Origin of the sequence: Burkholderia humptydooensis (assembly GCF_001513745.1) — a bacterium.
Classification (GTDB): Bacteria; Pseudomonadota; Gammaproteobacteria; order Burkholderiales; family Burkholderiaceae; genus Burkholderia; species Burkholderia humptydooensis.
This window is the reverse complement of record NZ_CP013382.1, coordinates 1,304,085-1,325,274: the sequence shown is the minus strand read 5'-3', so window position 1 is coordinate 1,325,274 and position 21,190 is coordinate 1,304,085. Positions and strand designations below refer to the sequence as shown.

The 21,190-nt window shown below is 68.6% G+C and carries 18 protein-coding genes and 3 pseudogenes; 14 read left to right on the top strand and 7 right to left on the bottom strand.

The window, feature by feature from the left end:
• Positions 1-12: 12 nt before the first annotated feature.
• Together AQ610_RS24815 and AQ610_RS24810 are read left to right on the top strand one after the other, a co-directional pair.
• Positions 13-450, top strand: coding sequence for a carboxymuconolactone decarboxylase family protein (locus AQ610_RS24815; protein ID WP_006027157.1), 438 nt, complete (start codon positions 13-15; stop codon positions 448-450).
• A gap of 84 nt (positions 451-534) precedes the next feature.
• Positions 535-780: pseudogene (locus AQ610_RS24810) on the top strand (cupin domain-containing protein); the annotation flags it as partial.
• Positions 781-1,222: 442 nt separating this feature from the next.
• Here the strand turns inward: AQ610_RS24810 and AQ610_RS24805 are convergent.
• On the bottom strand, positions 1,223-1,357 hold the full coding sequence (locus AQ610_RS24805) for an entericidin A/B family lipoprotein (RefSeq protein WP_004528487.1): 135 nt from the start codon (positions 1,355-1,357) through the stop codon (positions 1,223-1,225).
• A 272-nt stretch (positions 1,358-1,629) separates the two neighbouring features.
• Between AQ610_RS24805 and AQ610_RS24800 the strand changes: the two genes are divergently transcribed.
• From AQ610_RS24800 to AQ610_RS24785, 4 genes are all read left to right on the top strand, one after another.
• Positions 1,630-2,925: an aspartate carbamoyltransferase gene (locus tag AQ610_RS24800; protein WP_006027154.1), complete on the top strand. Its 1,296-nt coding sequence runs from the start codon at positions 1,630-1,632 to the stop codon at positions 2,923-2,925.
• Positions 2,926-3,176: 251 nt separating this feature from the next.
• Positions 3,177-5,423 (top strand): TonB-dependent receptor, encoded by a 2,247-nt coding sequence (locus tag AQ610_RS24795; RefSeq protein ID WP_006027153.1) that lies wholly within the window; start codon positions 3,177-3,179, stop codon positions 5,421-5,423.
• A 4-nt stretch (positions 5,424-5,427) separates the two neighbouring features.
• Positions 5,428-6,171, top strand: coding sequence for a tetratricopeptide repeat protein (locus AQ610_RS24790; protein WP_006027152.1), 744 nt, complete (start codon positions 5,428-5,430; stop codon positions 6,169-6,171).
• Positions 6,168-6,851 carry a Fe2+-dependent dioxygenase gene (locus AQ610_RS24785; RefSeq protein WP_009915119.1) on the top strand — a complete coding sequence of 228 codons (684 nt, stop codon included), beginning with the start codon at positions 6,168-6,170 and terminating at the stop codon, positions 6,849-6,851. The genes AQ610_RS24790 and AQ610_RS24785 overlap by 4 nt, the downstream gene beginning before the upstream one ends.
• A 454-nt stretch (positions 6,852-7,305) precedes the next feature.
• On the opposite strand, the gene AQ610_RS24780 is transcribed toward AQ610_RS24785, so the two are convergent.
• A complete protein-coding gene (locus AQ610_RS24780; protein WP_006027150.1) occupies positions 7,306-7,881 on the bottom strand; it encodes a cysteine hydrolase family protein in 576 nt (191 codons plus the stop codon).
• A 511-nt stretch (positions 7,882-8,392) separates the two neighbouring features.
• On the opposite strand from AQ610_RS24780, the gene AQ610_RS24775 reads away from it, so the two are divergent.
• The 4 genes and pseudogenes from AQ610_RS24775 to AQ610_RS36450 all read left to right on the top strand — a co-directional run bounded on the left by AQ610_RS24775 (position 8,393) and on the right by AQ610_RS36450 (position 11,186).
• A complete protein-coding gene (locus tag AQ610_RS24775) occupies positions 8,393-8,995 on the top strand; it encodes a nucleotidyltransferase family protein (protein WP_006027149.1) in 603 nt (200 codons plus the stop codon).
• A gap of 108 nt (positions 8,996-9,103) precedes the next feature.
• Complete coding sequence (locus tag AQ610_RS36985) at positions 9,104-9,253, top strand: hypothetical protein (protein ID WP_015604080.1); 150 nt, start codon at positions 9,104-9,106, stop codon at positions 9,251-9,253.
• A 476-nt stretch (positions 9,254-9,729) separates the two neighbouring features.
• Positions 9,730-10,293 (top strand): annotated as a pseudogene (locus AQ610_RS24770) (DUF4158 domain-containing protein); the annotation flags it as partial.
• Positions 10,294-10,389: 96 nt separating this feature from the next.
• Positions 10,390-11,186 (top strand): annotated as a pseudogene (locus tag AQ610_RS36450) (IS630 family transposase).
• 80 nt (positions 11,187-11,266) lie between these two features.
• On the opposite strand, the gene AQ610_RS24755 reads toward AQ610_RS36450, so the two are convergent.
• Genes AQ610_RS24755 through AQ610_RS24740 form a run of 4 tightly spaced genes read right to left on the bottom strand, consistent with a single transcriptional unit; the run spans position 11,267 to position 15,936 of the window.
• Positions 11,267-12,031 (bottom strand): ABC transporter ATP-binding protein, encoded by a 765-nt coding sequence (locus AQ610_RS24755; RefSeq protein WP_015602949.1) that lies wholly within the window; start codon positions 12,029-12,031, stop codon positions 11,267-11,269.
• On the bottom strand, positions 12,028-12,885 hold the full coding sequence (locus AQ610_RS24750) for an ABC transporter ATP-binding protein (RefSeq protein WP_006027144.1): 858 nt from the start codon (positions 12,883-12,885) through the stop codon (positions 12,028-12,030). Before AQ610_RS24750 ends, AQ610_RS24755 begins: the two co-directional genes overlap by 4 nt.
• Positions 12,886-12,896: 11 nt before the next feature.
• Positions 12,897-14,708, bottom strand: a complete 1,812-nt coding sequence (locus AQ610_RS24745) for an ABC transporter permease (RefSeq protein WP_006027143.1) — start codon at positions 14,706-14,708, stop codon at positions 12,897-12,899.
• A gap of 34 nt (positions 14,709-14,742) precedes the next feature.
• Positions 14,743-15,936, bottom strand: coding sequence for an ABC transporter substrate-binding protein (locus tag AQ610_RS24740; RefSeq protein WP_006027142.1), 1,194 nt, complete (start codon positions 15,934-15,936; stop codon positions 14,743-14,745).
• A gap of 356 nt (positions 15,937-16,292) precedes the next feature.
• On the opposite strand from AQ610_RS24740, the gene AQ610_RS24735 reads away from it, so the two are divergent.
• From AQ610_RS24735 to AQ610_RS24720, 4 genes are read left to right on the top strand one after another with little or no spacing between them, the layout of a single operon-like run.
• Complete coding sequence (locus AQ610_RS24735) at positions 16,293-17,297, top strand: LysR family transcriptional regulator (protein ID WP_006027141.1); 1,005 nt, start codon at positions 16,293-16,295, stop codon at positions 17,295-17,297.
• Positions 17,294-18,718, top strand: a complete 1,425-nt coding sequence (locus tag AQ610_RS24730; protein WP_006027140.1) for an NAD(P)-binding domain-containing protein — start codon at positions 17,294-17,296, stop codon at positions 18,716-18,718. The genes AQ610_RS24735 and AQ610_RS24730 overlap by 4 nt, the downstream gene beginning before the upstream one ends.
• Before the next feature lie 45 nt (positions 18,719-18,763).
• The gene (locus AQ610_RS24725) at positions 18,764-19,294 is read left to right on the top strand and encodes a CMD domain-containing protein (protein ID WP_009916214.1); all 531 of its coding nucleotides are present in this window, start codon (positions 18,764-18,766) and stop codon (positions 19,292-19,294) included.
• Entirely contained in the window at positions 19,291-19,887 is a 597-nt protein-coding gene (locus AQ610_RS24720) for a peroxidase-related enzyme (protein WP_006027138.1), read from the top strand. Before AQ610_RS24725 ends, AQ610_RS24720 begins: the two co-directional genes overlap by 4 nt.
• 22 nt (positions 19,888-19,909) lie before the next feature.
• Here AQ610_RS24720 and AQ610_RS24715 read toward each other — a convergent pair whose 3' ends face one another.
• On the bottom strand, positions 19,910-21,184 hold the full coding sequence (locus tag AQ610_RS24715; protein WP_043282737.1) for an MFS transporter: 1,275 nt from the start codon (positions 21,182-21,184) through the stop codon (positions 19,910-19,912).
• Between the last annotated feature and the right edge of the window lie 6 nt (positions 21,185-21,190).

Sequence of the window (21,190 nt, the reverse complement as noted above, 5' to 3'; positions counted from 1 at the left end):
GAGGAACGAATCATGGAAACCCGTCTCGACTACCGCCAGGCGAACCCGCACGCGCTCAACGCGATGCTCGCGCTCGAGGAGCGGATCGCGCAAAGCGGGCTGGAGCCGACACTGCTCGAACTCGTGCGGCTGCGCGCGTCGCAGATCAACGGCTGCGCATACTGCGTCGACATGCACACGCGCGACGCGCGCAAGCGCGGCGAGACCGACCGCCGGCTCGCGACGGTCGTCGTCTGGCGCGAGGCGCCTTTCTTCACCGACCGCGAGCGCGCGGCGCTCGAGTGGACCGAGGCGGTGACGCTCGTCGCGCGCGACCACGTGCCGAACGCCGTCTGGGACGCGGTGCGGCCGCATTTCACCGATGCGGAGCTCGTCGATCTGACGCTCGCCGTCGCGACAATCAACAGTTGGAACCGCTTTGCCGTGTCGTTTCGCAAGCTGCCCGCGTGAGGTCCGGCATGACGCTCGACAGAAAATGGATCGCGAGGATCGACAGAATCGCGCGATCCGGCACGTTCGCCGCGGCGCGCCTGGCCGGGTGCGGCGTCCGATCCGCACGCGCACGCGGGCTCGATCTTCGCGTTCGTCACGCAGGGCCGCGTCGTGTCGCAGTTCGAAGGCGAGCCGCCGCGGACTCACGGGCGGGGCGAAACGTGGTATGAGCCGCCCGGCTCGCGCCACATCGTGTCGCGCAACGCGAGCGATACCGAGCCCGCGCAGATCGTCGTGTTTGCCGCGGTCGGCGAGCATCGCGCGTTGAAGACGCCGCTGCCGCGCTGACGCGTCGCGTCGTCGCTCGATGGGCGATTCGCGGATGAACGCGGGCTCAGGGCCGGCGCGCCGCGCTTCGCGCTCATGCGGCGCGTTCGCGGTTTCGTTTCGCGAAGCGACGGCGGCTCGCGCCGCGTCGCCACGGCAATCGCGATGCCGGATCGAGCGGCGCTCCGATCCGGGCGCGAGTACACGATCGAACGCTCCCTCCTCGCTCGAACGCCGCCCGTCGGCGTGCCCACGCCCTCGGTACGTTGCCGCCGCACACGGGCGAAGCCTTTCGCCGCGCGCCGCCCTGCACTCGCGCCGACGGTATCCGCGTGCAGGAACGCCTGAACGCCCGACCGACGAAAACGGCGACGCAAACGACGCGGGCCCGGCTGAATGCCGGGCCCGCTCATGCCGCCGCACTCGCGGCGGCGCTCCCTTCGAACGGAAGCGACCTCGCTTCTTACTTCGCCTTCTCGGCCGTGTTCGAGATCGCCTGGCCGCCCTTCGAGATGTCCTGGCCGACGCCGGCGATCGTGTTGCAACCGGCAAGCGCGGCGGTCAGGATCAACAGGGCGGCGGCAATCGCGCGATTCATTCTCATTCTCCTGGTCAATGCGGACGCTTCACGGGCGTCCGGCGTATCGGAATCTGCCCGCGCGCGGCGGCGCGGGGGACGGGTCCCGATTATACGGACGCGCCGCGTCTCACGGGGCAAAGCAATTGTTAAACGTGTTTCGGATCGTGCGGCGATGTCGCGCGCCGCTTCCGCGCCTCGTCTCCGTCAATCCGCCCGCATTTTTCGCTTGACTTCGGCTGCCGGCGACCTACCATACGCATCGCGTATATTTCAGAGAGCCTGGCCGACCGATGACCGTTCCTCAGCAAGCGTTCCTGCGCGACGCGATGCGCCGCCTCAACATGACCCGCGAAGCGTTCGCGAACCGCATCGGCGTCAGCCGGCGCGCCCTCGACACCTGGCTTTTGCCCGATGATTCGCAGGAATCGCGCGGAATGCCCGAGATCGTCGAGCGTTTCGTCTCCGAAATCGTCGGGCGTACGCCAGCCGCCGAGGGATATGCGCAAAGCGTAGACTCCCGGCAGCCGCTCGCGAGCCAGTTCCTGTTCGAGGGCAAGCCGCAGTTGCTGTCGGTCGACCAGTTCTCGCGCGACTCTGTCGAAGCGCTGTTCCGGGTCGCCGACGTGATGCAGCCGATCGCGCGCCGCCGCAAGATCTCGCGCGTGCTCGAAGGCGCGGTGCTCGGCAACCTGTTCTTCGAGGCGAGCACGCGTACCCGCGTATCGTTCGGCGCCGCGTTCTGCCGGCTCGGCGGCTCGGTGTGCGACACGACGGGCTTCACGTTCTCGTCGATGGCGAAAGGCGAATCGATCTACGACACCAGCCGCGTGATGGCGGGCTACGTCGACGCGCTCGTGATCCGCCATCCGGAGAAAGGCTCGGTCGCCGAGTTCGCGCGCGCGACGAACCTGCCCGTGATCAACGGCGGCGACGGTCCCGGCGAGCATCCGAGCCAGGCGCTCCTCGACCTGTACACGATTCAGCGCGAGTTCTCGCGCCTCGGCAAGATCGTCGACGGCGCGCACATCGCGCTCGTCGGCGACCTGAAATACGGCCGCACGGTCCACTCGCTCGTCAAGCTGCTCGCGCTGTATCGCGGGCTCAAGTTCACGCTCGTATCGCCGCCGACGCTCGAGATGCCGGCCTATATCGTCGACCAGATCTCGACGAACGGCCACGTCGTCGAGGAGACGCACGACCTCGCGGCGGGCCTGAAGGGCGCGGACGTCGTCTATGCGACGCGAATCCAGAAGGAGCGCTTCACCGACGAATCGTTCGAAGGCTATACGCCCGATTTCCAGATCAATCAGGCGCTCGTCGACACGGTGTGCGGCCGCGACACGCTGATCATGCACCCGCTGCCGCGCGACAGCCGGCCCGGCGCGAACGATCTGTCGACCGACCTGAACCGCGACCCGCGCCTCGCGATCTTCCGCCAGACCGACAACGGGATTCCGGTGCGCATGGCGATCTTCGCGGTGCTGCTCGGCGTCGAGCATCTGGTTCAGCACTCGTTGCGCGACGCGACGTGGCGCCCGCCCGCGTACCTCGGGCCCGAGGACGCGGTGTTTCACGGGATCGACTGACATTCGGAGGGCGGGCCGGCGCGCGACCGAACGGGAAGCCTGCCGGCCGCATCGCACATTTCCTTTCTTTTCAAGCGGATAGCATCGAATCCAGCCGTTCGTTTCGAGAAACGTAACAAGAACGCTTCTCATTCATAAACTTATTCACTAGAATGACGCCCGAAAACAATTTGTAATATTCGGGCGAAACGCGTCATGCACCGGCAGTTGCTTCGCCCGATCGAGTCACACCTGGCGAGGAAATACCACCGATGAAGTTGCGTTCCGACGAGTTGAAGCTCGGAAAATTCACTACCCTTTGCAGCATGCTCGCCGCGAGCCCGGCGTTCGCGCAGGACGCCGCGCCGCCCGCGGCAACCGCCGATCACGACAAGGAGCTCGCGCCGATCCAGGTCAAGGGCGCCGCCGAGCGCAGCTACAAGACGGACGTCTCGTCGTCGGTGAAATTCACCGCGCCGCTCGTCGACACGCCGAAATCCGTCACGGTGATTCCGCAGGAGCTGATCCACAACAGCGGCGCGGCGACGCTCACCGAAGCGCTGCGCACCGTGCCCGGCATCACGTTCGGCGCGGGCGAAGGCGGCAATCCGCTCGGCGACCGCCCGTTCATCCGCGGCTACGACACGCAAGGCAGCATGTTCGTCGACGGCATGCGCGACACGGGCGCGACGACGCGCGAGATCTTCAACACCGAGCGCATCGAGATCACGAAGGGCTCGGACGGCGCGTACGGCGGCCGAGGCGGCGCGGGCGGCAGCATCAACCTCGTCACGAAGGCGCCGCATCTCGGCACGACGGCCGAGGCGAGCGCGGGGCTCGGCACCGACCGCTATCGCCGCTTCACCGCCGACGGCAACTGGCAGTTCGCCGACCACGCGGCATTCCGCCTGAACCTGATGAGCCACAACAATGACGTCGCGGGCCGCGACGCGGTGAACAACGAGCGCTGGGGCGTCGCGCCGTCGATCGCATTCGGGCTGGGCACGCCGACCCGCGTGGTCGCGAGCTACTACCACCTGTCGACCGACGACCTGCCCGACGGCGGCATTCCGTACTTCTACACGGCCGCGAACAAGCCGGCGAGCGTCGACACGATCTATCCGGCGAACGTCGACCGGCACAACTTCTACGGCCTCGTCGACCGCGACTTCCGCAAGACGACGTCGGACATCAGCACGCTGAAGATCGAGCACGACATCACGCAATCGCTGACGATCCGCAACACGACGCGCTACACGGAATCGACGCAGGACTACATCTGGACGCAGCCCGACGACAGCCAGGGCAACGTGATCAACGGCCGCGTCTGGCGGCGCAACAACAACCGCAACAGCTCGATCAACAGCATCGCGAACCAGACGGAGCTGTTCGGCGAGTTCCTCACCGGCGCGTTCAAGCACAGCTTCACGACCGGCATCGAGTTGTCGCGCGAATGGGGCAAGCGCGACTCGTACAGCGTCGCCACCGGCACCGGCAAGATCTGCCAGCAAGGGATCGGCGCCGCGTCGGGCTACAACTGCACGAGCCTGTGGTCGCCGAACCCGAACGATCCGTGGGCGGGCTCGATCACGCGCAACAACGACTACGCGCATGCGCGCACCGTGACGAAATCGATCTACGGCTTCGACACGATCGAGCTCGGCAAGCACTGGCAGGTGAACGCCGGCGTGCGCGTCGACGACTACTCGACCCGCTTCACCGACACCCGCGCGAACGGCGGCAAGACCTATACGCGCGACGACACGCTCGTGAACTGGCAGCTCGGCCTCGTGTTCAAGCCCGCGCAGAACGGCAGCATCTATGCGTCGTACGCGACGTCGTCGACGCCCGCGGGCGCGCTGCTCGGCGAAGGCTCGGAGACGCAGTCGCTCACGCCGGGCCGCGGCGGCGTCGGCGCGAACGCCGACCAGCTCGCGCCGGAGAAGAACCGCAGCATCGAGCTCGGCACCAAGTGGAACGTGCTCGACGACAAGCTCGCGCTGACGGCCGCCCTCTTCCAGATCGACACGACGAACGCGCGCGTCACGCTGCCGGACAACCAGTACGCGATGGCCGGCAGCAAGCGCGTGCAAGGGCTCGAGCTCGGCTTCGCGGGGCAGCTCACGCGCGCATGGCAGGTGTTCGGCGGCTACACGTACATGAAGAGCGAATTGCGCGGGAACGGCAAGAACACGGCCGACAACGGCCACCAGTTCCCGAACACGCCGAAGCACAGCTTCACGCTGTGGACGAACTACGACGTGACGCCGAAGTTCACGGTCGGCGGCGGCGCGTTCTACATGTCGAAGGTGTTCGGCGACACCGCGAACCTGCGCGCCGTGCCGTCGTACTGGCGCTTCGACGCGATGGCGCAGTACCGGATCAACAAGAAGCTCGATCTGCAGTTGAACGTGAACAACCTGTTCAACCGCGCGTACTTCGATCAGGCGTATCCGGCGCACTATGCGTCGATCGCGCCGGGCCGCTCGGCGTTCGTCACGCTGAACGCGCGCTACTGACGCGATGCGGCCGGTATCGTTGAAGGCGCTCGCGTCGGCGTCGCGCGAGGATCTCGCCGGGATCCTCGCCGGAGCGCCCGAGCGCGCGGCCGCGTGGGTCGCGGCGGCCGCGGAGAACGGGATCGTCGAGGCGCAGGCCGTCTACGGGCAGTACCTGCTCGACGGCCACGGGCTCGCGCGCGACCCCGCCGCCGCGCTCGACTGGTTCAAGCATGCGGCGCGCGCCGATCATCCGATGGCGATGAACATGGTCGGCCGCTGCTACGAGTTCGGCTGGGGCACGGCCGCGAACGCGACCGTCGCCGCGTACTGGTATCGCGAGGCCGCGCGCGCGGGGCTCGACTGGGGCATGTACAACTACGCGACGATGCTCGCGCTCGGCAACGGCGTCGACGAGGACCGCACGGCCGCGCTCGCGTGGCTCGAGAAAGCGGCGGCGCTTGGCCACGCGAAGTCGATCAACCTGATCGGCGGCTTCTACGAAGACGGCTGGGTCGTCGCGGCCAACCGCGACGCCGCGTTCGACTGCTACCGGCGCGCGGCCGCCGCGGGCGACTTCCGCGGCCAGTTCAACTATGCGCGGCTGCTCGCCGAGCGCGGCCGCGTCGCGGAGGCGCTCGAGTGGCTCGCGCGCGTGCCGCGCACCGCGACGCCCGCGTTCGTCGCGAAGATGCGCGCATATCTCGCGGCGTCGCCGATCGACGCGTTCCGCGCGATTGCGGCGCGACAGAAGGAGTTCGCAACATGATGCTTCACATTCCCGGCGTGCTGACGAAGGAACAGGTCGCGCAATGCCGCGACCTCCTCGACACCGCCGACTGGACCGACGGCAACGCGACGTCCGGCGCGCAATCGGCGCTCGCGAAGCGCAACCGGCAGTTGCCGGAGGGTTCGCCCGCCGCGCGCGCGGCGGGCGATGCGATCCAGGATGCGCTCGCGCGCAACGCGCTGTTCTTTTCGGCGGCGCTGCCGCTCAAGGTGTTTCCGCCGCTCTTCAACCGCTACGCGGGCGGCGACGCGTTCGGCACGCACGTCGACAATGCGATCCGGCTGCTGCGTGGCACCGATTTCCGCGTGCGCAGCGATCTGTCGGCGACGCTCTTTCTCGAGGAGCCGGAGCACTACGACGGCGGCGAGCTATGCGTCGAGGACACCTACGGCGTTCACCGCGCGAAGCTGCCGGCGGGCGACGTGGTGCTGTATCCGGCGTCGAGCCTGCATCATGTGACGCCGGTCACGCGCGGCGCGCGAGTGGCGTCGTTCTTCTGGATTCAGAGCATGGTGCGCGACGATGCGGACCGGACGCTGCTTTATCAGCTCGATACGCAGATTCAGCAGTTGACCGCGGAGAAAGGCGGGCGCGATGCGGGCGTGATCGCGTTGACCGGGATTTATCACAATCTGTTGCGGCGGTGGGCGGATGCGTGAGGGGCGATGGGCGACGACCTCGAAAAACGGTATCCGGAAAATCTCCGCCGCCCGCAAAGACCTCTATCGATGCCCCACACCGTCCCAAATCCCAATCGAGATTGCGGTCTCACCGTGGTATTCGTTGCCTGGTGCTTCTAGCGCAGTTTTACTCGGCTGACCATCCGCCTGATAGACATCACGACTCCGCGGCTCTGCGAGCGTATCTCCCTGCATTCGCCAGTTCGATCGCGCCAGTGCTGGCTCGCCTGTTTCCATCAAGTCAATTATCGTGCCGGTCTTGCCTAGAATTTGAGCGAAGTCAGTTGCATTGATCCCTCCGCTCTGGATGATCGATTCGATTTTCGTGGTGGCAATTTACGGGAAATATTCTGATTCGACTGACATAAGTTCCTCTTTGCTTCTTACAGCAGACACGCCCCTGACCCGACAGCGACGCTCGCCGATGCATTCGTCAGCCACCCGCGCGCGCGACGATATCCGCCACGGTCATCACCCGCGCGTAATCCATCGCCAGATTGGCGAGCGACAGCGCGTGCACATCCTCGGCCGGCCACAGCCGCCCCGACAAATCGCGCTGATCGAACGTGAAGCACGCATCGCCCGCGACGATCGCATCGAAACCGAGGTTCCCCGCCGCGCGCGCGGTCGATTCGACCGAATTGTTGGTGATCACGCCCGCGATCACGAGCTGCGCGATTCCGCGCTCATGCAGCCAGCGTGCGAGCCCGGTCGCGGCGAACGCATCGGGGACGTTCTTCTCGACCACGTGCTCGCGATCGAGCGGCGAAAACGCCTCCTGAAATTCCACGCCGGATCGCCCCGGCCAGAACACCGAATCCGGCGACCGCGAAATGTGCCGGACATGCACGACCGGACGCCCGCTGCGCCTCCAGCTATCGAGCAACGTCTTGACGCGCGCCTCCGCGTCCGGGTTGTTGCGGCGGCCGAGTTTCGGCTCATGAATGCCTTTCTGAAGGTCGATGAGCAGCAACGCGGCGCGCGCGGAAAGCGATGTGGATGCGTTCATGTGGAAAGCGAATCGGTCGCGAAGGAATGGATCGAGCGACGATTGTATCGGCGGTTTCGCCCATCGATATCGACGATGAATCGCGGACCTTCGTCCAACTCCTCGAAGCGACGACGTCGCCGTCGCCCGCCGTGTGCCGCTATTCGAGACGGGTTCGCGGTTTGCCGGAAGGCCGTCCTTCGCTGTTCCGATTCAATCCTTCGGATTTCCCATCAGTTGGTTTTTGGCTTCGGAGCTTAGCGGCATGACGCCTTCGGGCCATCGCTTGGCCTCGCGATTCGCGGCCCTCGTTCGCAGCCGGGAACATCTCGAATCATGCAAGCTTCGATCGCCCCAGGCACGCCGCACTTTGTGCGACATCAGCCTCCTTCCCGCCATCGCGATGAACGCCGACACCTTGCCGTGCATCCCGCGCCCTCGCCGTTACCGCACGAAGAAAGGGCTTCCCCGAACTTGCGCGCCGCCCGCGCCGCACCGCACAATCGCAGCACCTTCGCCACCAGTTATCGCCATGACTCATGCGTCGCTCGCCACCGGCGTGCTGCTGGCCGCGGGCATCGGCACGCGTTTCGATCCCGGCGGCGTGCACAGCAAGCTGCTCGCGAAGTTGCCCGACGGCACGCCCGTCGCCGTTGCGGCTGCGCAACGGCTCGCCGCCGTGCTCCCCGACGTGATCGCGGTCGTTCGTCCCGGCGCGGAAAAGCTCGCGCACCTGCTCAACGACGTCGGCGCTCAGGTCGTGTTCGCGCCCGACGCCGAGCGCGGAATGGGCGCGAGCCTCGCGGCCGGCGTGCGCGCAAGCGCCGACAGCTCCGGCTGGATCGTCGCGCTCGCCGACATGCCGTGGATCACGCCGGCAACGATCGAATCGGTCGCGCGCGCGCTCGACGCCGGGCTCGCGTCGACCGTTGCGCCCGTCTATCGCGGGCAGCGCGGCCATCCGGTCGGCTTCGCGAGCCGCCATTACGATGCGCTCGCGGCGCTCGACGGCGACACGGGCGCCCGCGCGCTGCTGGCGGCCGCGCCGCCCGCGCTCGTCGACGTCGCCGATCCGGCCGTGCTGCGCGACATCGATACGCGCGCCGACCTGCATACGCCGCCGCCGCGCGACTGACGCCCGCCGCATCGCTCCGGCAAACGCGCGCCCGATTGCCTATAACGGAAGACGAACCCGGCGCGTGCCGCGCCGGTCCTCCGTATTGACCGAGATTCGCCGATTCCCATGACTGACCACACGACGCCGCTGCCGGACCCGCCCGCCGACCCGACCCGCGACCCCGAAGACGACACGCTCTCGCCTTCGTCACCCGGCCACCACCATCACGAAAACCCGCAAAAGCCGGAAGAGCCGCCGAGCAAAGACCCGGTTTGACGCGCCAACGCAGCAGCAAGCCGGCATTCGTTCAGCTTTCGGAGAGGCATCCGGGATTCGGCCGCGCCCGATCATGGCGCAGGCCGGGCTCCCGCATGCCGCTTCGCGCTGTTGCTTTGCCCGGAGCGCCATCGCCCTCGGCCCGACATCGGCGTTCACATCCGAGCGTCGATCCGGCGGCGGCGGACTGCGCGGCCCACCACTATCTTCCGGCTCGCATGTTGCAATCGTCACACGACCGATCGCGCCGGTCGCCTCGTCCATTCGGCCAGAGCGACCGACGTGCCAATCGGTCAAGCAGCCAAGCAATCATCCGACCAAACACCCGCCCGACTCGAGGTATGACCAAGATAAGCGTAAATTCCTACCATAATACGTCTGGTTATGAAGATCAGACGAATCATTCCGATCCGCCCCTGTAGCGCGAACTTTTCTTGCGCTAATCTGACCGGCCCGCTGCGATCCAGAGGATTCGCATGGCCACCATCGAACGCACCGCGTACCCACGCTTGTCCAAGGTTCTTGCCGCCGGGGATCTGGAAGCCAGCTATACGCCACTGCCCGAGGAATTGAAATGGGTGCGCCGCTCAACACGAGGCGAAAGGCCGCGTCTCGGCTTGCTGGTGCTGTTCAAAATCTTCCAGCAGATGCACTATTTCCCGGTGCTCGACGCGGTCCCGGCCGCCCTCGTCGACCACGTGCGGGTCGCTGCGGGCATCGGCGTCGATGTCCAGTTCGGCTACGACACGCAGTCGTCGCCAACCTCGTTCCGGCACTATGCGGCGATCCGCGACTATCTCGGCGTGACGCCCTACTACGGGAGCGACGCCAACGCGATCGCTACGAGGGCGGCGCACACGGCGGCGCTGGCGATGGACCAGCCTGTCGACATCATCAACGCGACGATCGACGAGTTCATCGCGCAGAACATCGAGCTGCCGGCATTCTCCACGTTGGACCGGATCGCTGAGCAGATTCACGCGAAGACGCAGACGCGCCTACTCCGGCGCGTCGCACGGCGGCTCACCGACGGGCGGAAGCGTCGATCTATTGAGAATTGAGAATGACTAAATCCATGACAACCGATTCTCTGCCGACGCGTTATACAGTCATCACGCTGAATGGAGGCTCGGTTGATGGCCAGAATGGACGAAGCCACGCGCAAGCGGGTGCGTGCTGGACGCCTGATGTTGGCGGGCAAAACGCCCGTCGAAGCAGCCAAGGCGGTCGGGGTCGCGCGGCAAACCGCATACACGTGGAAAGCCCGGCTCGACGAAGGCGGCATCGAGGCGCTTCGCGTGATGGCCACGGGGCGGCCAGCGCAATTGGATACGAGCCGGCTCGAAGGATTGCGCGTAGCGCTGCTGCAGGGCGGCTGCTGAGCGCATTGGGGTTCAGCTCGCAAAAGCCCGAGCGACGACTGATCGTCTTCATTGACGAATCGGGTCTCTCGGAGCGCCCGACGCGGGTGCGTACGTGGGTGCCCAAGGGCTGCACGCCGATCATTCAGTATCACTTCAACTGGAAGCACGTTTCGGCCGTCGCCGGCCTCACCCGTACAAACTTCCTGTTCCGCCTGCATGACGGCGCGATCAAAAGCGCGCAGATCGTCGAATTCCTCAAAGCACTGCGCGCGCAACTCCGACGCAAGCTGATGATCGTGTGGGACGGTGCGGCGCAGCACAAGAGCCGCGTCGTGCGCGAGTACCTCGACAGCACGGATGGCGCCGTACAGATGACCCTGCTGCCCGGTTACGCGCCCGATCTGAATCCAGTCGAATACCTCTGGGCCTGGCTCAAGCGGCACGCCTTGGCCAACTTCTGTCCCAGCAACCTGATCGAACTGAAGTACACCGCTCGATGCAAACTCAAGAGCGGCCAGAAGCGCAAATCGATCATCTCTGCTTGTTGGAAGCAAGCTGAGCTTTGCTGATGTCATGATTTACGTAATTCTCAATAGCGGAGAATCCGCGTGCGTGCGTGCGCGGCCGGCGGTGCCGGTGCGCGCGGCGCTCACGCGAGCGCCGCCTCCCCGCCCAGATACGCATCGCGCACGCGCTCGTCGTCGAGCAGCGCCTTCGCGGGCCCTTCGAGCACGACACGCCCGGTCTGCAGCACGTATCCGTAATGCGCGATCTCCAGCGCGAGGCTCGCGTTCTGCTCGACCATGAACACCGTCACGCCCTGCCGGTTGATCGCGTCGATCAGTTCGAGCACCTTGTCGACGTAGAGCGGCGACAGCCCCATCGTCGGCTCGTCCATGCAGATCAGTTTCGGCCGCGCCATCAGCGCGCGCGCCATCGCGAGCATCTGCTGCTCGCCGCCCGACAGCGTGCCCGCGCGCTGCGCGAGCCGCTCGCGCACGCGCGGAAACAGGTCGAGCACGCGTTCGCAGTCGTCGGCCACCGCCGCGCGATCGCCGCGCGTGTACGCGCCCATCAGCAGGTTCTCGCGCACGCTCATGTCGCCGAACAGCCGCCGCGCCTCGGGTACGGCCGCGATCCCGCGCCGCACGCGCTGCGGCGTCGCGAGCGCCGTCACGTCGTCGCCGTCGAAGCGCACGACGCCCCGGCGCGGCCGCATCAGCCCGAGAATCAGCTTCATCGTCGTCGACTTGCCGCTCGCGTTGCCGCCCAGCAGGCTGACGATCTGCCCGCGGCCGACTTCGAAATTCACGTCGAAATGCACCTGCACCGGCCCGTAGAACGTGTCGAGGTGCTCCAGTTTCAGCAAGGCGTCGGTCATGGCCGTATCGTGTCCGTCGGAAAGCGCCGTCATGCGGCCGCCTGTGCCGCGTGCCCGGCCGGTGCGCCGCCCGCATGGCGGCGGCCGAGGTACGCCTCGATCACGCGCGGATCGTGCCGCACGTCGCGCGGGGTGCCTTCGGCGATCTTCACGCCGTTGTCGAGCACCATCACGCGGTCGGACACGCGCATCACGAGTTCGAGCTTGTGCTCGATCAGCAGGATCGTCAGGCCGCGCGCCTTCAGCGACCGGATCAGTTGCAGCATCTCGGCGGTCTCGGTTTCGTTCATCCCGGCGGTCGGCTCGTCGAGCAGCAGCAGGCGCGGATGCAGCGCGAGCGCGCGGCCGATCTCCACGCGTCGCCGGTTCGCATACGACAGGCTGTGCGCCGGATGATCGATGCGCGGCGCGAGCCGCTCGCCGAACCCGGCGACGATCGCGCGCGCCTCTTCGCGCAGCGCGGCTTCCTCGCGCCGCACCGACGCCGGCCGCACGAGCGCGCGCCACACTTCCGCCGCCGCGCCCAGCGCGGGCCAGCCCGGCCGCGCGGCGCGCAGCCGCGCATGCGCGCCGATCAGCACGTTGTCGAGCACGCTCAGGTTGCCGAACACGCGGCCATGCTGGAACGTGCGCGCGATGCCGAGCGCCGCGAGCCGCTCGGGCGCGGTGCCCGTGACGTCGCGGCCGTCGAACGTCACGCGGCCCGCATCGGGCCGGTCGGCGCCCGCGATCAGGTTGAACAGCGTGGACTTGCCCGCGCCGTTCGGCCCGATCACGCTCAGCAGTTCGCCGTCGGCGAGCGTCAGGCTCGCGCCGTCGAGCGCGGTCACGCCGTCGAAGCGGCGCGTCAGCCCCTGCACGTCGAGCAGCGGTCGATGGGTCGTCATTGCTTTCCTCCTCACACCGTGCCGAGCAGGCCCTGCGGCCGGAACCGGACGAGCAGCAGCAGCACGAGGCCGTAGATCAGCATCCGGTAGTCGGCCGCCCAGCGGAACAGCTCGGGCAGTCCGATCAGCGCGAGCGCGCCGGCGATGCCGCCGAGCACGTTGCCGAGCCCGCCGAGGATCACCATCGTCAGCGCGAGGATCGACACCTGCGAGTCGAAGGTCTGGTGATTGATGTAGCTGTACAGATGCGCGGCAATGCCGCCGCTCACGCCGGCCGCGACGCCGCCGACCGCGAACGCGATCGCCTTGTAGCGGTTCGGCGCGATGCCATGCGCACGCGCGGCCACGTCATCCTCGCGCACCGCGCGCAGCGTGCGGCCGAGATGCGAGCGCAGCAGCCGCACCTGCACGAGCGCAAACGCGACCAGCACCGCGAACGTGAACCAGTACGCGGCACGCGCGGTCGTCGCCCACGGCAGCGGCGCGATGCCGGCGATGCCGAGCGGCCCGCGCGTGAGGCCGTCCCAGTTGAGGATCACGAGGCTCACCACTTCGCCGATGCCGAGCGTCGCGATCGACACGTAGTGCCCGCGCAGCCGGAACGCCGGATAGACGAGCAGCGTGCCGAGCACGGCCGTGATCGCGCCCGCGCACGGAATCGTCACGGCCGGCGACCAGCCGAGATCCGACGACAGCAGCGCCGACGCATAGGCGCCGATCACGAGCAGCGCCGCGTGGCCGAGCGAAATCTGCCCGACCGTGCCCGCGACGAGCGTGAGGCTCAGGGCGAGCAGCCCGTACAGCCAGGCGTTGGTCAGCGTCTGCAGCACGTACGGCGATGCGCCGAGCCACGGCAGTACGGCCGCGAGCACGACCAGCGCGACGAGCACCGGGCGCGGCACGCGCACGGCCTTCGCGGCCGCGAGGAAGGTGCCCGTCATCGGCTCGGGCGGCAACGCGCGGTTCGCGCTGAACAGCCCGTTCGGCCGCCACACGAGGAACACGATCAGCAGCGCGAACGCGAACAGGTCGCGATAGCTCGTGCCGAACAGCGCGACGCCGTAGCTCTCGACGAGCCCGAGCAGCAGGCTGCCGGCGATCGCGCCCGGCACGTTGCCGAGCCCGCCGATCAGCAGCGCGACCACGCCCTTCAGTGTCGCCTGGAAGCCCATCGCCGGGTCGATGCTGTTGTAGTACATGCCGACCAGCAGCCCGCTCACGCCGCCGAGCGCGCATGCGATCGCGAACACGGTCTGGTTCACGCGATTCACGTCGACGCCCATCTGCAGCGCCGCGTCGCGATCCTGCGCGGTCGCCCGCACGGCCCAGCCGAGCCGCGTGAAGCGCAGGAACCCGTACAGCAGCGCGGCCGCCGCGATGCCGATGCCCGCGATCAGCAGGTCGAGCGAGCCGAGCGTCGCGCCGGCGATCCGCAGATGCCAGTCCGGCAGCGGCGTCGGCACCGCGCGCGGGTCGGCTCCGAACGCGAGCTGTGCGAGCTGGTCGAGGATGAAGCTGATGCCGATCGTCGCAAGCAGCGGCGCGATCCGCGCGGCGTGGCGCAGCGGCCGCAACCCGATCCGCTCGATCGCGATGCCGAGCGCGCCGCAGCCGGCCACGACCGCGGCGAGCGCGACCGGCAGCGGCAGCCCGCAGCGCGTCAGGCACAGCCAGCCGATGAACGCGCCGACCATGTAGACCGAGCCGTGCGCGAAGTTGATCAGGTGCGATACGCCGAAGATCAGCGCGAGCCCGACCGCGAGCAGCGCGTAGATGTTGCCGACGATGAGGCCGTTGAGCGTGTAGTCGAGCCAGGAAGCCATCACGATGCGTCCGTCACTTGCATGCGGTTCAGGGTCAGCGCGCGGCGAGCTGCGGTTTCGCGCCGTCCCACAGCGCCCACTGCCCCTGCTTCACGACGAGATACACGGTGCGCGCGCCCGCGACGCGACGCGTCTGGGGATCGAAGCGCACCTTGCCGAAGATCACGCTCGGCGCGTCGCTGATTTTCGCGAAACCGTCATGCGCGGCCTGGCGCGTCGTGCCGTAACGGCGCAGCACTTCGGCCGACAGGATCAGCGCATCGTATGCGCGCGCAACGAACGAATCGGGATCGGCATGGAATTTCGCGCGGTAGCGCTGCACGAACGCCTGCACCTCGGGGCGCGGCTCGGCCGGGAAGAAGTTCGATTCCGTATAGACGCCGTCGACGGCCGCGCCGCCCAGCTCGAGGAATTTCGGCGAATACACGGAGCCGACCGCCGCGATCGGCAGCGTGACGCCCGACGTGCGCGCCTGCCGCACGATCTGCGCGCCGTCCGCGTAGTACGAAATCAGCACGATCGAATCGGGCTTCGATGCGCCGATCCGCACGAGCGTCGAGCGGAAATCCTTCTCCGCCGGCTGATAGCCTTCGGCCGCGACGACCTGCGCGCCGAGCCCGGCCACCGCCTTCGCGAAGATGTCCTTGCTGGTGCGGCCCCAGTCGGTGTTCAGGTACAGCGCCGCGATCCGCTTGAAGCCGAGTTCCTTCACCGCGTAGCGCGCGAGCAGCGGCTGCTCCTCGGCCTGGCTCAGCGCGGTGCTCCACATATAGTCGCCGCCCTTCGTGAAATCCGGATGCGAGTTCGTGAAGCCGAACTGGATCAGTTGCCCGCGCTGGTAGATCGGCGACGCGGCCATCGACGTCGCGCTCGAGAAATCGCCGAGCTCGATCACGACGCGCGGATCGGCGACGAACTTCTGCGCGATCGCCACCGCCTGACGCGGGTCGCTGCGGCTGTCCTGGAAGTCGACGGCGAGCGGCCGGCCGTGAATGCCGCCGCCGCCGTTGATCTCGTCGAGCGCGAGATCGAAGCCGCGCTTCCACTGCTCGCCGTACTGCGCATCCTGGCCGGTGAGCGGCCCGCTCACGCCGATCACCACCGGCTCGCCCGACACGCCGGCGGCCAGCGCGACGCCCGTCGACAATCCCCATGCGGCGGCAAGTGCCGCCACCGCGCCCAGCACGCGCCGCCATCCGCCGCGTGCGCCGTTCCCCGAAACGTTCATGCATCCCCCAAACGTCAGTCAGTCGAAAAGAGTGAGGGCATGTAACCATCCGGTTCAGGTCGATCCAACGAAGTTTTGCGCATATCGATATTGCGGGCGACGCGCAGCGCGGGCCGCGCACCAGCAGCCGCGTTCGAATCCGGCATCGCGCGAGGCGCGGGCATACATCGCATCGCATTGATTCGATTGCCGTTTCTCGGCCGACGTCGGGCCCGCCGGTTGCGCATGCGCGCACATCCGGCGTTCGCCGCGCCGGCCCGCTTCGCAGTTTTCGCGCTGTCGATAGCAAAAATCATTATATGAATTTCGCATACTCGCACTCCTACAATGCGCAAATTGCATCATCGGAACGCGTCATGGAGCTGCATCAACTCGAAGCCTTTTCCGCAGTCATGTCGGCCGGCAGCGTGACCGGCGCAGCCGCACTGCTCGGCCGCTCGCAGCCGGCCGTCACGCGGCAGATCCAGGAGCTCGAGGCCGATCTCGGCTACGCGCTGTTCGACCGGCACGGCCCGCGCGTCACGCCGACGCGGCGCGCGTTCCTGCTGTACGAGGAAGTCGAGCGCTCGCTGATCGGGCTGCGCGCAATCGAGGCCCGTGCCCGTGCGATCGGCAACGAGACGGCCGAGCCGGTGCGCATCGCGGCCACGCCCGCGCTCGCGGCCACGCTCGTGCCGGCCGCGCTCGCCGCACTGCCCGACGGCGCGCACGCGCCGCACTACCAGTTGCGCAGCGAATCGGCCGAGCACGTCGTGCATGAAGTGCTGGCCGGCACGGCCGACGTCGGCGTCGTCACGCTGCCGATGGCGCACGCGGGGCTCGACGTGCACTGGATCGCGCAGACGCCGTGCGTGGCCGTGCTGCCCGTCGGCGATCCGCTCGCGGCGAAGCCGCGCATCGCGCTGCGCGATCTCGCGCGCCGCCGCATCGTGACGGTCGCGAACCGGCACCGGCTGCGCCAGCGGATCGACGCGGCATTCGCGGCCGCGCGCGTCGACGCGCGCGTGTTCATCGAAACCAATGCGTCGCTGAATGCGGTGATGGCCGCGCGCGCGGGCGTCGGGATCGGCATCGTCGATCCGGCCACGGGCGTCGCGCTGCCGATGGACGGCGTCGTCGCACGCCCGCTCGACGTGGACATTCCGTTCGCGTTCGGCGTCGCGACGCCGGCCGGCAAGGCGCGCACCGCGGCCGTCGATGCGCTGCTCGACGCACTGCATCGCACGACGCGCGCGCTGCTCGACGACGTGATCTTTCACGACGCCGCCGCGCACGATGCGCTGCTGCGCGGCGAGCGGCTGCGCAGCGAGCGCACGCCGCGCACCGCCCGGACGCGCCGCACCCGCCCGGAGGCCGCATGACGACGCCGCTCGACGCACTTGAAGCGCGGCTCGCGCAGGACCTGCGCTGGCTCGACCTGCCTGCCCCGTCGTGGGTGCCGCCGCGCGAGGCCGACGGCACGCGCGTGCTCGACGTCGCGATCGTCGGCGGCGGGATGGCGGGGCTCGCGGCGTCCGCCGAACTGCGCCTGCTCGGCATCGACAACCAGTGCGTGATCGATCGCGCGCCGGCCGGCTACGAAGGCCCGTGGGTCACGTTCGCGCGGATGGAGACGCTGCGTTCGCCGAAGCAGCTCGCGGGCCCCGCGCTCGGCCTGCCCGCGCTGACGTTCCGCGCGTGGTTCGAAGCGCAGTACGGCCGCGACGCGTGGGACGCGCTCTACAAGATTCCGCGCATGCAATGGATGGACTACCTGCGCTGGTACCGGCGCGTGCTCGACCTGCCGGTGCGCAACGACACCACGCTTGCCGCGCTGCGCCCGCGCGACGACGGGCTGCTCGCGCTCGACGTGCGCGGCAGCGGCGAAGCGCGGACGCTCCTCGCGCGGCACGTCGTGCTCGCCACCGGCCGCGACGGGCTCGGCGGCCCGTACGTGCCGCCCGTCGCGCAACGCGCGCCGCGCACGCGCTGGGCGCATTCATCCGAGCCGATCGATTTCGCGGCGCTGGCCGGCAAGCGCGTCGGCGTGGTCGGCGCGGGCGCATCCGCGTTCGACAACGCGGGCGCAGCGCTCGAAGCCGGCGCCGCGCGCGTCGACCTGTTCTTCCGCCGTGCGGACATTCCGCGCATCAACAAGCTGACCGGCATCGGCAGCCCGGGCCTCGTGCACGGCTACGCCGATCTCGACGATGCGACGAAGTGGCGCTTCATGCACTACGCGTTGACGTCGCAGACGCCGCCGCCGCGCGACAGCGTGCTGCGCGTGTCGCGGCACGGCCATGCGCATTTCCACGCCGCAAGCCCGATCGAAACGCTCGCGGAACGCGCGGACGGCCTTGAAGTGACGACGCCGCGCGGGCGCTACGAGATCGACTTTCTGATCTTCGCGACGGGCTTTCATTCGGACTGGACGACGCGTGCGGAATTCGCCGCGTTCGGCGCGCACGTGCGGCGCTGGAAGGATCGCTATCGGCCGGAACCGGGCGCGTGGCTCGACGAGCTGGCCGAGTCGCCCGACCTCGGCCCCGCATTCGCGTTTCAGGAGCGCGAGCCCGGCGCGTGCCCGGCCGTCACGCGGATCCATTGCTTCAATCACGCGGCGAGCCTGAGCCACGGCAAGCTGTCCGGCGACATTCCCGCGATCAGCGCGGGCGCCGAACGGCTCGCGCGCGGCATCGCGAGCCGGCTGTTCGACGCCGATCGCGATCGCCACTACGACGCGCTCGTCGCGTATGCGCACGCGGAGCTGCAAGGCGACGAGTGGCGCGACGCCGATGCGTGAACGCGCGCCCATCGATCAACTGGACGAAGAAGGAAAACCGAAACGATGACTGACTCCATCACGCCGGCCGCCGTGCCGGACACGATCGACGCGGTGGCCGGCCTGCGCGACGGCGATGCGGTCGCGGCGCTGCGGCGCACGCGCGGCAAGGTGCTGTTGCATGCGCAGTTGAGCGAAGCGGCGCTGCTCGATCCTGCGTTGCCCGAGCTTTCCCTGGTCGAGCGGCTGCATGCCGCGCGATATGTCGCGCGGAAGTCGAATGCGCATGCGTTGACCGAGGTATATCGCGCCCGGCTGATCGACGCAGGCGGCACGCTGGACGACGTCGAACGTGTCGATGCGGAGGCGTTCGACGCGCTGCCTCGACGCCTCGGCGCGATCCTCGTGCATGCGAAGCGCGTGACGCTCTCCCCCGTCTACGCGCGCGCATCCGATCTCGGCGCGCTGAAATCGGCCGGCCTCACGACGCCCGCGATCGTCGCGCTGTCGCAGCTCGTGGCGTTCGTTGCCTATCAGGTGCGCGTCGCGGCGGCCGCGCTGGCATTGCACGCACGCGCGACCGAGGAGGCCGCATGACGACGCCCGCCCACGGCTTCACGTCCGGCACGCTTGGCTGGCGCGCGTGGCTCGACACGGTGCCGCTGGATGCCGCGACACCCGATCAGATCGCGGTGCTCGAAGCAAGCCATCCGCACGCGAAGACGTCCGACTACTACCTGCTGCTCGTCCACCAGCCGGAGATTCTGCGGCAGCGCTCGGGCGTGTTCAACGCGATCATGTACGGCCCCGGCGGCCTGCCGCGCGCGGAGCGCGAACTCGCGAGCACGGCCGTGTCGCGCGTGAACAGCTGCGTGTATTGCGCGTCGGTGCATGCGCAGCGCTTCGCGCAGCTCGCGAAGCGCACCGACGCGATCGAACAGGTGTTCGACGATCCGGCCTCCGCCGGCACGACGCCACGCGAACGCGCAATCGTGCGTTACGCGATCGCGCTGACCGAACGCCCCGATACGGTCGACGCAAACGACATCGCCGCGCTCGAAGCCGAAGGGCTCACGCATGAGGAAATTCTCGACCTGTCGCATGCGATCGCGATCTTCGCGTGGGCGAACCGGTTGATGCTGACGCTCGGGGAGCCGGTGTTTCCCGCGGCGGGCGAGCGATCCGCGTGAACGCGCCCGCCTGGGCCGGCCCTCACGCTGCGCGGCCGCACCGCCCCGGCTCCGCCGGCACCGCGCCGCCGCGCGCCAGCAACGCGAGAAACACCGCCGCCGCCAGCGCGAACGCGACACCCGCGCCCGCATAGAACGCCGGCCAGCCCACCGTCGCGATCAGCTTCGGCATCCCGAGCAGACCGAACGTGCCGACGAGCCGCCCACTGCTGTAGAACAGCGCATAGACGGTCGCCGGCTGGCGGCCGGCCGCCCAGCCGAGAATGGCACCGCCCATGCTGATGAAGGTCCATGCGCTGGCCGCGCCGACCAGCACCGCCCCCGTCGTGGCCAGCGCCGCATCGCCGCGCGCGGCGGCGACCGCCAGCACGGCGACGCTCGCGACGCAGGCCGTGGCACCCGTCGCACAGATCGTCGCCGGCCGCCAGCGGCGCGCGGCCCAGCCGGCCGCTACCGCCGCCGCGAGGTTCGCGGCCGGCACGAGCGTGCCGAGCAGCGCGCCGATCCGCTGCAGCGGCAGGCCGAGATCGACCAGCAGCAGCCGGTTGAAGTTGAACAGCAGCATCAGCATCACGGTCAGCGCGATCGTCGCGAGCAGCCGCGCCCGCGTCGGCGCGTCGCGCAGTGCATCGCGCCACCCCGGCAGCGACCGGTTCGCGATGCGCGGCGCCGCGCGATCGGCCGCGACCAGCAGCGCGACCGGCAACAGCGACACGGCGAGGATCGCAGCCAGCAGCGCGAACGTGAGCCGCCAGCCGGCCGACGGATACGCCCACACGAGCGCGCCGCCGCCCAGCAGCAGGCCAAACGCCATCCCGCCCATCTTCGCGGCCGCGACGAGCGTCCGCCCCGACGGCGGCGTCTGCTCGACCGTCAACGCGTCGAGCGACAGGTCCATCGTCGCGACGGCCGCCGTCGCGACGAGCCCGAGCGCGAACAACCACGCGACGGGCGCGCCCGGCAACGCCGCGATGCCGAGCGTCGCGACGACCGCGACGCCCTGCGCCGCGACGATCCAGCCGGTCCGGTGCCCGAGCCGGCGCAGCCGCCGCGCGTCGAGCCACGGGGCCCACAGAAACGCGACGCCGAAAGGCAGATACAGCGCATAGACCCATTGCAGCGACGCCAGCGTCACGCCCTGCGCGCGCAGGATCGGCCCGAGGCCGCCCTGCACGAAGCCGAGCACGCTGCCGATCGCGATGTAGAGGATCGCGACGACCGTGAGCACGCGCGCGATGCCGGGCACCTGCGCAACGGCCGGCGATCGATCGCCGGCGAGATGATGCGGTTCGCTCATGCGATC

Bases quoted from the DNA above. Each gene is read 5' to 3' on its own strand.
- AQ610_RS24755 (WP_015602949.1), bottom strand. From the start codon at position 12,031: ATGACGGCGCTTTCCGACGGACACGATACGGCCATGACCGACGCCTTG.
- AQ610_RS24725 (WP_009916214.1), top strand. From the start codon at position 18,764: ATGACTGACTCCATCACGCCGGCCGCCGTGCCGGACACGATCGACGCG.
- AQ610_RS24785 (WP_009915119.1), top strand. From the start codon at position 6,168: ATGATGCTTCACATTCCCGGCGTGCTGACGAAGGAACAGGTCGCGCAA.
- AQ610_RS24775 (WP_006027149.1), top strand. From the start codon at position 8,393: ATGACTCATGCGTCGCTCGCCACCGGCGTGCTGCTGGCCGCGGGCATC.
- AQ610_RS24780 (WP_006027150.1), bottom strand. From the start codon at position 7,881: ATGAACGCATCCACATCGCTTTCCGCGCGCGCCGCGTTGCTGCTCATC.
- AQ610_RS24800 (WP_006027154.1), top strand. From the start codon at position 1,630: ATGACCGTTCCTCAGCAAGCGTTCCTGCGCGACGCGATGCGCCGCCTC.
- AQ610_RS24750 (WP_006027144.1), bottom strand. From the start codon at position 12,885: ATGACGACCCATCGACCGCTGCTCGACGTGCAGGGGCTGACGCGCCGC.
- AQ610_RS24815 (WP_006027157.1), top strand. From the start codon at position 13: ATGGAAACCCGTCTCGACTACCGCCAGGCGAACCCGCACGCGCTCAAC.
- AQ610_RS24790 (WP_006027152.1), top strand. From the start codon at position 5,428: ATGCGGCCGGTATCGTTGAAGGCGCTCGCGTCGGCGTCGCGCGAGGAT.
- AQ610_RS24745 (WP_006027143.1), bottom strand. From the start codon at position 14,708: ATGGCTTCCTGGCTCGACTACACGCTCAACGGCCTCATCGTCGGCAAC.
- AQ610_RS24715 (WP_043282737.1), bottom strand. From the start codon at position 21,184: ATGAGCGAACCGCATCATCTCGCCGGCGATCGATCGCCGGCCGTTGCG.
- AQ610_RS24740 (WP_006027142.1), bottom strand. From the start codon at position 15,936: ATGAACGTTTCGGGGAACGGCGCACGCGGCGGATGGCGGCGCGTGCTG.
- AQ610_RS36985 (WP_015604080.1), top strand. From the start codon at position 9,104: ATGACTGACCACACGACGCCGCTGCCGGACCCGCCCGCCGACCCGACC.
- AQ610_RS24735 (WP_006027141.1), top strand. From the start codon at position 16,293: ATGGAGCTGCATCAACTCGAAGCCTTTTCCGCAGTCATGTCGGCCGGC.
- AQ610_RS24730 (WP_006027140.1), top strand. From the start codon at position 17,294: ATGACGACGCCGCTCGACGCACTTGAAGCGCGGCTCGCGCAGGACCTG.
- AQ610_RS24805 (WP_004528487.1), bottom strand. From the start codon at position 1,357: ATGAATCGCGCGATTGCCGCCGCCCTGTTGATCCTGACCGCCGCGCTT.
- AQ610_RS24720 (WP_006027138.1), top strand. From the start codon at position 19,291: ATGACGACGCCCGCCCACGGCTTCACGTCCGGCACGCTTGGCTGGCGC.
- AQ610_RS24795 (WP_006027153.1), top strand. From the start codon at position 3,177: ATGAAGTTGCGTTCCGACGAGTTGAAGCTCGGAAAATTCACTACCCTT.